The organism is Desulfosarcina cetonica JCM 12296, assembly GCF_001311845.1.
GTDB lineage: Bacteria > Desulfobacterota > Desulfobacteria > Desulfobacterales > Desulfosarcinaceae > Desulfosarcina > Desulfosarcina cetonica.
The window spans coordinates 1-8000 of record NZ_BBCC01000248.1; the positions used below are offsets into that span (position 1 = coordinate 1).

Here is an 8000-nt window from a genome sequence, read left to right on the forward strand (position 1 = left end):
TCGGCGGCCGCATCCACCAGGATCACGGGAATGCCCAACTCCCCCAGTTTGTTGGTCGCCGCCACGCCCGCCGGGGTGGCGCCCACCACCATGGCGCTGTACAGGCGGTTCTTGAGGCTTTTCATGCAAAGACTCCGATCTGACCGGCCGCTTTCCTGGCGCGGGCTTTCAGGGTGGAACGGCCGTACTCCCATCCTTTCTCAAAGGCCTTCAAATTCTTCTCCTCGGTGCCCTTGGGAACCGAGGCGAGCACCGTCTCCCGGGCCGACTCCAGGCCGACGGCTCCGGTAATGGCGGTAATAAAACCGACCATGATGATATTGGCGATCATTTTGAGGCCCATCTCCTCGGCGAAGCGCGTACTGGGAATGCTGAATCCGCCGGCTCCGGGCACAGGTTGCACCAGATCCGGATCCACGATCAGAATGCCTTCCGGGTTGAGCCGCTCCCTGTACTTGTCGTACCCGGCCTGGGACATGGCCACCAGGATGTCGGGATGCTGGATGTAGGGATAGTGAATCGGGCCATCGGCGATGGTGACCTGGGCACTGCAGGCCCCGCCCCGCGATTCGGGGCCGTAGGACTGCACCAGGGTCGATTCCAGCCCGTCGCCAATGGCCGCCGCCTTGCCCAGGATGCGGCCGGCAAGCACCACGCCCTGGCCGCCAAATCCGGTAATCACGATTTTCTTTTGCATGGTTTCTGCTTCACCCCTTTCCGCCTACAGCCTATCCACCTACATCAACCGACAGGTGCGGTCGTAGTTCTCAATGCAGGTCGGCCGCTCTTTGTCCACGAACTCGCCCAAAATCACGCGTTTGTTGAAATCGATATCCAGGTGGGTGATATCCGGATGATTGGCGATGATCGTGCGCTCCTGGTACATGCGCAAGGTATCCATGGCCTTTTCGCGGTTGCGGCGGCCGTAGTTGATCGGGCACGGCCCCAGTACCTCGATAAAGGAAAACCCCGGCTTGAGAACGGCCTTTTCAATGGACTGGGTCAACTCGCGGGTATGCAGGATGGTCCAGCGGGCCACGAAGGTGCGCCCGCGGCAAAGGCCAACAGCGGCAGGTTGAACGGCGCCTCGGGATTGCCGTTCTGAGTGGTGGTGGTCTTGGCCTGGTGCGGGGTCGTGGCCGCCACCTGGCCGCCGGTCATGCCATAATTCAGGTTGTTCAGACAGATCACGGTCAGGTCCATGTTGCGGCGCGCGGCATGGATGAAATGGTTGCCGCCGATGGCGAACAGGTCGCCGTCGCCGGAAAAGACCACCACGTTGAGTTCCGGGTTGCCCAGTTTGAGCCCGGTGGCAAAGGGAATCGCCCGACCGTGGGTGGTGTGGAACGAATCCAGGTTGACGTATCCGGCGGCGCGTCCCGAGCAGCCGATCCCCGAGACCACGCAGGTCTTGGCCAGGTCGATGCCGCTGGCCGCAAGGCCCCGCAAGGCGGCCGAAAAGGCCGTGCCGATGCCGCAGCCCGGACACCAGATGTGGGGAATGCGATCGGTGCGGATCAGGTGATCCAGCGGGTGCGCGTCATTATCGAGCGCCTGGCTCTCAATGGTTTCTGAATTGGCTGGTTTCATCGTAGATATTCGTTATTATAGTTGATATTCCGAGGATCGTATTTTTCGCGCAACGCCGATATCGGGCAAATTGGGCATTTCTGGGCGGACATCAGGCAATTTCCTCGATTTTGGCCAGTACCGCCTCGGGCGTGATCACCGTGCCGCCGGGGTGCCCCACCAGATGGCAGGGGACCTTGCCGTCGGCGCAGCGCTGCACTTCCAGGTGGACCTGTCCCAGGTTGATCTCCACGGTAATGAATGCCTTGACCCGTCCGGCCAGCTCACGGATCTGCGCCTCGCAAAAGGGCCAGACCGTAATCAGGCGCAGGAGTCCCACCTTCCGGCCGTTGGCGCGGGCCTGGACCATGGCGGCTTGGCTGGTGCGGGCCGAGATGCCATAAGAGATCAGCACGATCTCGGCGTCGTCGAGTCCGTGGCCCTCGGTGCGGATGATGTCCGCGTGGTTGTCCAGGATCTTCTTGTCAGGCGGGTCATCATCTGCGCCTGGGCCTCGACGGCCATGACCGGATACCCCTTCTCATCGTGGGTCAGCCCGGTGACATGCACGTTGTAGCCTTCGCCGGCGGCCGGCATGGGCGCCACGCCGTTCTTGTCCGGCTTGTAGAGCAGGAAGCGATCCTTGTTGCCCTTGGGTTTGGGACGCGAACGCGGTTTGATGGCCGCGGCCTCGGGGATAACGACTTTCTCACTCATATGCCCGATAACCTCGTCGGCCATGATGAATACCGGCGTGCGGTAGGTCTCGCTCAGATCAAAGGCCGTGATGGTCAGGTAGAAGATCTCCTGGGCCGAGGCCGGTGCCAGGGCGATGATCTCGTAGTCGCCATGGGATCCCCAGCGCGCCTGCATCATGTCGGCCTGGCCGGTCATGGTGGGCAAGCCCGTGGAGGGGCCGCCGCGCTGCACGTTGACCACCACGCAGGGCGTTTCGGTGACCACACCCAGGCCGATGTTCTCCATCATCAGGCTGAACCCGGGACCGGAGGTGGCGGTCATGCTCTTTTGGCCCGACCAGGCGGCCCCCAGGATGGAGGCCATGGCGGCGATTTCGTCTTCCATCTGGATGAAGGTGCCGCCCACTTCGGGCAGCCGGATGGACATGCGCTCGGCGATCTCCGTCGCGGGGTGATCGGATAGGCACCGAAAAACCGACAACCGGCGGCCAGGGCACCTTCGGCGCAGGCCTCGTCACCGGTCATGTAATGCGTTCCGGTCAATACTGCGGGTCGATTGCTCATGGGAGAAAGTCCTGTGGCCTATTTCGCATCGGAGACCGAATAGATGGCAAACTCGGGGCAGATGATTTCACAATAATGGCAGTTGACGCAGCCGTCCGGATCAATGACTTCAGGCGGGTGATAACCTTTCTGATTGAACCGCTTGGACGCGGCCAGGATGTTGCGGGGGCAAAAGGCGATGCAATAGCCGCATCCCTTGCAGCGATCCTCGATGATGTGAACGATGCCCTTGGTCAGGTCGATCACCTGGCATCCAGGGGTACACGCCAGAATTCCATGGCAGCAGTCCTCGCCTTACATTTCGGTTCCGCGTTCACCGCCAACGGAAGGCACCGCCATCAAGGGGTGCTTTGTCCGTTGCATGCCGGTTGTCCCATCGCGTCTCAGGGGCTGGTTGAAAAGTGCTTTGATCATCACGGGAACCCCGGCTACCGACGTCGGGGCAGGATACTTTTGGTCACGCTGGCCGAGGCGATCAGCGCGCCGTTCAAGGTGGCCTTGACCTCGATAAAGCAAAGCCGCCTGCCATGCTTGACGACTTCCAATGTCGTCAATCCAGCAGGCCTATCAGACGATCACGGATGAGCGCCTCGGCCTCGGTCATGATGCCCTGAATCAGGTCCCGGCAGGTCGGAATATCATGGATCAGCCCGGCCACCATGCCGCAGGACCAGGCACCGGCGTCCATATCGCCATTCATCATGATCCTGGGATACACCCCGGCCACTTCCTCGATAATATCCTCGATTTTGATTGACTTGCCCAAGGCGGCCTCTTTTTCCAGCAGGCGCTCAACGGCCGCGTTGTTCATCACGCGTTCGGTGTTGCGCAAGGGGCGCATGACCAGACGCGTGTCCAGCTCCGTTGCCGCCAAAATGGCCTGCTTGACGTTTTCATGCACGGGCGCTTCCTGGGTGGCGATGAAGCGGGTGCCCATGTTGATGCCGTCGGCCCCCAAGGCCAGGGCGGCAACCAGGCTGCGCGCATTGGCCATGCCCCCCGAGGCGACAAAGGGGATGCTCAGCTCTTCGGCGGCCCGCGGCAGCAAAATCATATTGGGAATATCGTCCTCGCCCGGATGTCCGCCGCACTCGAATCCGTCCACCGACACCGCATCGCAGCCGATATCCTGGGCTTTGCGCGCATGCCGCACGGAAGTGCACTTGTGGATGACCTTGACGCCGGCCGCCCTTAGCTGGGGCAGATAGACCTGGGGGTTGCGACCGGCCGTCTCGACAATTTTCACCCCGCCGTCGATGAGCGCCTGGATATAGCCGGCATAGTCCGGGGAGGTGATCATCGGTAGAAAGGTCAGGTTGACACCGAAGGGCCGATCGGTCATCCTTTGGCAGCGTTGGATCTCCCTGGCCAGATCCTGGGGGGTCTTTTGGGTCAGGCCGGTGATTATGCCAAGCCCGCCCGCATTGGATACCGCCGCCGCCAGCTCGGCGAAACCGACATAGTGCATGCCGCCCTGGATGATGGGATGTTGGATGCCGAGCAGTTCGGTGATGCGTGTTTTCATGGTTCCTCTCTCCACAATCGGGGGATACCGGGACCGGCCGGGCCAACGAAGTCCCCCTATTGATGAACGCCTCAGCGGTTTCCGGATCGGCGGAGCGGAGTCGAACCGGCATCCAGAAGGCTTTGAATTCAATGCATTCCACCATACGCCACATCAAACGGAATCGCAATTGTCTTGTTTTGGCCCACGTGTATGCATCGGGGGGGATTTACCACAATTTGGATCCAACGAATTCTGATGAATTCGTAAATAGTCGTATTTCAGACGCAGATGTTGCATTGAAAAGGGTTTTCCCGTAAAAGGTGGGCCTTTTTGTGGTGGGATCATTTCGTGCTTGGATGGGCAATCCGGTTTCTGCTACCTTGAGGCGATCATCATTCATGCTTTGGGTTTCTGGGAGGCGTTTTTCACCGATGAATTTGAAAAATGCAATGGAACGATGGACGGTGGAAGATTCCGCTGATCTTTATCAGATCCGGGAGTGGGGGGCGGGATATTTCAGTATCTCTGACGGGGGGGACGTGGTCGTCACGCCCCTGCGGGATAAGAACCATGTCTCCGTCAACCTGCCTGAAATCATCGCCGGGATCAAGGCCAGGGGGTACGACATGCCCATGCTCCTCCGGTTTGAAGACATCCTCGATTCCCAGATCACCCGCATGCACGAGAGTTTCCGTTCCGCCATCGCGCGGTTCGATTACAAGGGGGATTTCAAGGGGGTTTACCCCATCAAGGTGAACCAGCAGAAACAGGTGATCGAAACCATCGCCCGGATCGGCAAAAACTACCACCACGGTCTGGAAGCAGGCAGCAAAGCCGAGCTCATAGCCGCCCTCTCTTTTCTTGAAGACAAGGAGTCCTGCCTCATCTGCAACGGGTACAAGGACCGGGAATTCATCGATCTGGGGCTCTATGCCATCAAAATGGGGTTCAAGTGTTTTTTTGTTCTTGAAAAACCGGGGGAACTGGATCTGATCCTCGAACGCTCCCAGCGCCTGGGCATCAAGCCCCTTTTGGGGGTCCGTTTCAAACTTTCAACCCTGGGCGGCGGCCACTGGACCGAATCGGGGGGGATCGGAGTATTTTTGGGCTCACCATCTCCCAAATCATCGAATCCATTGAAAAGCTCAAAGCCACGGGTATGCTCGACTGCCTGCAACTCCTTCACTACCATCTGGGATCCCAGATCCCGAATATCCGGGATATCCGCGCGGCCATCCAGGAAGCCTGTTGGGTTTATGTGGGGCTGGTGAAGGAAGGGGCACCCATGGGATATTTCGACCTCGGCGGAGGGCTTGCGGTGGATTACGACGGGTCCCACACCAATTACATGAACTCCCGGAACTACACCCTGGATGAATACTGCGCGGACGTCATCGAGGCCATTATGGAGGTCCTCAACCAAGACGACATTCCCCACCCGACCATCATCACCGAGTCGGGGCGGGCAACCGTGGCCTATTATTCCGTCCTGCTGTTTAATATTTTCGATACCGGCGCCATCGATGCAGGCCCGGTCCCTGAATCGCTTCCCGAGGCACCCCCGACGCCATCCAAAATCTGTTGGAGGTCCACAAGTCCCTTTCCATCCGAAATTTACAGGAGTGCTACAACGACGCCCTCTATTACCGGGACCAGATCCGCCAATTCTTCAAGACCGGGGATCTCACCCTGCGGGAGCGCGCGCTGGGGGATAAGATTTTCTGGCGCATCATCCAGGCTGTCAGCGACAACGCAAAGCATCTGAAATTCATCCCCAAGGAACTGGTGGACATCGATGTGGCCCTGGCGGACACCTATTACGCCAACTTCAGCGTGTTTCAGTCCCTTCCCGACAGCTGGGCCATCGGTCAGGTTTTTCCGGTCATGCCGATCCATCGTCTGGATGAAATGCCGGTGCGAAACGCCATCCTCGCGGACCTCACCTGTGACTGTGATGGGAAAATAGACCGCTTCATCGACAAACAGGGGGTCGGTAGAGCCCTGCGGTTGCATGAAATCCGGAAGGACGAAGATTACTACCTGGGCATTTTTCTGGTGGGGGCTTACCAGGAAACCCTGGGGGACCTGCACAACCTCATGGGGGATACCAACGTCGTGAGCATCAAAGTCTCCGAGGACGCAGCTACAGCTTTGTCCGGGAAATCGAGGGGGATTCCGTCGCGGACGTTCTCTCCTACGTGGAGTACGAACCCAAAAACATGTCCAAACGGTTCCGGGAAACGGCGGAAGGGGCCATCCGGGAAAACCTCATTACCCCGTCGGAACGCCGCCAAATCATGAACATGTACGAAGAGGGGCTTAGGGGGTATCCCTATTTCGAAATATAAGAAGGGGCAGATAGGGGATGTCCTGCCCCCTTTTTTTCCAAGTTGTTTTTCTAAACGCGTCGTGGCCCCGGGGATCAAATCCGCAGCTATGCACACGGCAGAAAACCGGCTCCGCCACTGCCAGCTCAGTTGCTTTCTAAAAATTCCTCAAATGGCCAGCCTTCTTGCCCCTTTTCCAGAATCAACAGCCGCTCTTTAGCGATGCCCTTTTCACTGAGATAGTCGTAGCAGCGCTTTGCACCACCTCCACCGCGGGGACAAACCACGACGACAGGCGCATCGTCAGCTTGCAATTTTTCTATAATCGCATCTAACTTGGCCTTATCCTCCTGTGATTTCACAGGATATGAATACGTCGCGATAGCGCCAGGCAGGTGATGTTGGTCAAAATCTTCTTTTACCTGAATGTCCACCAGATGCATGGGCGCGTTGCTCTCCAGTTTCGTCTTCACCTTTTCTGCGGTAATGTATTCGTAACTGTCTGAAACAGCCATTGCAGGAGCGCTTAACAGCACCAAGAAAAGGCATGATAAAATTGCAAAACCAAGCCGATGTAACATTTTCCATGTCCTCCATTCGTGTGGGGTCAATAGGTAGTTTGGGGCCAATAGGATCTATGGATAATATAATTTTACTGCCACGAAAAATTGATTTTTTCATTCAGATGCTGACAGATGAATAGAATGATCCTATGGAGCTGTTTAAGGCCGAAAAACGGCCTTGTTTTTGACCTACCCCCCCGCCAATTGAACACCCAGCTGGTGACCCGCCCTTTTATGGGTGACCCCAGTTTACCCAGGCAGAACCTGTTTCAATCCACGCCCCTGCAGGAGGGACGACGACCGAAAGGCGGCCCGATTTGCGACTACTGCCGTGTTTCAATCCACGCCCCTGCAGAAGGGACGACAATGTGAGTAAAAAGGGAAAGGGGAGTAAAATGGTTTCAATCCACGCCCCTGCAGGAGGGGCGACCAGGATCATGACCGCCCTTTGCGATCGCATTGATGTTTCAATCCACGCCCCTGCAGGAGGGGCGACTCGCAAACAACAGCAAGGGCAAGCGCCGGTTGATGTTTCAATCCACGCCCCTGCAGGAGGGGCGACAGCCCACTAACCAAGGCCTTGTTTATAAAATAAGTTTCAATCCACGCCCCTGCAGGAGGGGCGACAATTGGTCAACCAAGCGCAAAGAACAGATTTTCTGTTTCAATCCACGCCCCTGCAGGAGGGGCGACGATCACGCCTTGACAGGTATTCGGATATTTTTTGTTTCAATCCACGCCCCTGCAGGAGGGGCGACGCCTACGTCGTCTG

The 8000-nt window shown here is 57.9% G+C and carries 9 protein-coding genes, 3 pseudogenes and 1 CRISPR repeat array; of the genes and pseudogenes, 4 read left to right on the plus strand and 8 right to left on the minus strand.

Annotated elements, in window-relative coordinates:
- Positions 1-121: 121 nt before the first annotated feature.
- The 7 genes from JCM12296_RS30665 to JCM12296_RS30685 all read right to left on the minus strand — a co-directional run bounded on the left by JCM12296_RS30665 (position 122) and on the right by JCM12296_RS30685 (position 4356).
- Positions 122-697: a 2-oxoacid:acceptor oxidoreductase family protein gene (locus JCM12296_RS30665; protein ID WP_054701008.1), complete on the minus strand. Its 576-nt coding sequence runs from the start codon at positions 695-697 to the stop codon at positions 122-124.
- Positions 698-736: 39 nt separating this feature from the next.
- On the minus strand, positions 737-1039 hold the full coding sequence (locus JCM12296_RS46330) for a hypothetical protein (protein ID WP_246805155.1): 303 nt from the start codon (positions 1037-1039) through the stop codon (positions 737-739).
- Positions 1003-1590 (minus strand): thiamine pyrophosphate-dependent enzyme, encoded by a 588-nt coding sequence (locus JCM12296_RS30670; protein WP_246805156.1) that lies wholly within the window; start codon positions 1588-1590, stop codon positions 1003-1005. Before JCM12296_RS30670 ends, JCM12296_RS46330 begins: the two co-directional genes overlap by 37 nt.
- Positions 1591-1681: 91 nt before the next feature.
- Positions 1682-1984 carry a hypothetical protein gene (locus JCM12296_RS46335; RefSeq protein WP_246805158.1) on the minus strand — a complete coding sequence of 101 codons (303 nt, stop codon included), beginning with the start codon at positions 1982-1984 and terminating at the stop codon, positions 1682-1684.
- Positions 1978-2694 (minus strand): hypothetical protein, encoded by a 717-nt coding sequence (locus JCM12296_RS46340; RefSeq protein WP_246805160.1) that lies wholly within the window; start codon positions 2692-2694, stop codon positions 1978-1980. Before JCM12296_RS46340 ends, JCM12296_RS46335 begins: the two co-directional genes overlap by 7 nt.
- 155 nt (positions 2695-2849) lie before the next feature.
- Positions 2850-3077: a 4Fe-4S dicluster domain-containing protein gene (locus JCM12296_RS30680; RefSeq protein WP_246805162.1), complete on the minus strand. Its 228-nt coding sequence runs from the start codon at positions 3075-3077 to the stop codon at positions 2850-2852.
- 304 nt (positions 3078-3381) lie between these two features.
- Entirely contained in the window at positions 3382-4356 is a 975-nt protein-coding gene (locus tag JCM12296_RS30685) for an NAD(P)H-dependent flavin oxidoreductase (RefSeq protein WP_054701016.1), read from the minus strand.
- A 659-nt stretch (positions 4357-5015) separates the two neighbouring features.
- Here JCM12296_RS30685 and JCM12296_RS48450 point away from each other — a divergent pair.
- The 4 genes and pseudogenes from JCM12296_RS48450 to JCM12296_RS46355 form a co-directional block, all read left to right on the plus strand.
- Positions 5016-5378 (plus strand): annotated as a pseudogene (locus tag JCM12296_RS48450) (biosynthetic arginine decarboxylase); the annotation flags it as partial.
- 95 nt (positions 5379-5473) lie between these two features.
- A pseudogene (locus JCM12296_RS48455) lies at positions 5474-5755 on the plus strand (biosynthetic arginine decarboxylase); the annotation flags it as partial.
- A gap of 164 nt (positions 5756-5919) precedes the next feature.
- Positions 5920-6069 (plus strand): annotated as a pseudogene (locus JCM12296_RS46350) (hypothetical protein); the annotation flags it as partial.
- Positions 6070-6557: 488 nt separating this feature from the next.
- Positions 6558-6686 (plus strand): hypothetical protein, encoded by a 129-nt coding sequence (locus tag JCM12296_RS46355; RefSeq protein WP_246805165.1) that lies wholly within the window; start codon positions 6558-6560, stop codon positions 6684-6686.
- 125 nt (positions 6687-6811) lie between these two features.
- Here the strand turns inward: JCM12296_RS46355 and JCM12296_RS30695 are convergent, their stop codons facing one another.
- Positions 6812-7246 (minus strand): rhodanese-like domain-containing protein, encoded by a 435-nt coding sequence (locus tag JCM12296_RS30695; protein ID WP_054701018.1) that lies wholly within the window; start codon positions 7244-7246, stop codon positions 6812-6814.
- A gap of 248 nt (positions 7247-7494) precedes the next feature.
- Positions 7495-7986: a CRISPR direct-repeat array (repeat unit 32 nt; unit sequence GTTTCAATCCACGCCCCTGCAGGAGGGGCGAC).
- Positions 7987-8000 lie beyond the last annotated feature (14 nt).

Bases quoted from the DNA above. Each gene is read 5' to 3' on its own strand.
- JCM12296_RS30665 (WP_054701008.1), bottom strand. From the start codon at position 697: ATGCAAAAGAAAATCGTGATTACCGGATTTGGCGGCCAGGGCGTGGTG.
- JCM12296_RS30670 (WP_246805156.1), bottom strand. From the start codon at position 1,590: ATGAAACCAGCCAATTCAGAAACCATTGAGAGCCAGGCGCTCGATAAT.
- JCM12296_RS46340 (WP_246805160.1), bottom strand. From the start codon at position 2,694: ATGTCCATCCGGCTGCCCGAAGTGGGCGGCACCTTCATCCAGATGGAA.
- JCM12296_RS30685 (WP_054701016.1), bottom strand. From the start codon at position 4,356: ATGAAAACACGCATCACCGAACTGCTCGGCATCCAACATCCCATCATC.
- JCM12296_RS46355 (WP_246805165.1), top strand. From the start codon at position 6,558: ATGTCCAAACGGTTCCGGGAAACGGCGGAAGGGGCCATCCGGGAAAAC.
- JCM12296_RS30695 (WP_054701018.1), bottom strand. From the start codon at position 7,246: ATGTTACATCGGCTTGGTTTTGCAATTTTATCATGCCTTTTCTTGGTG.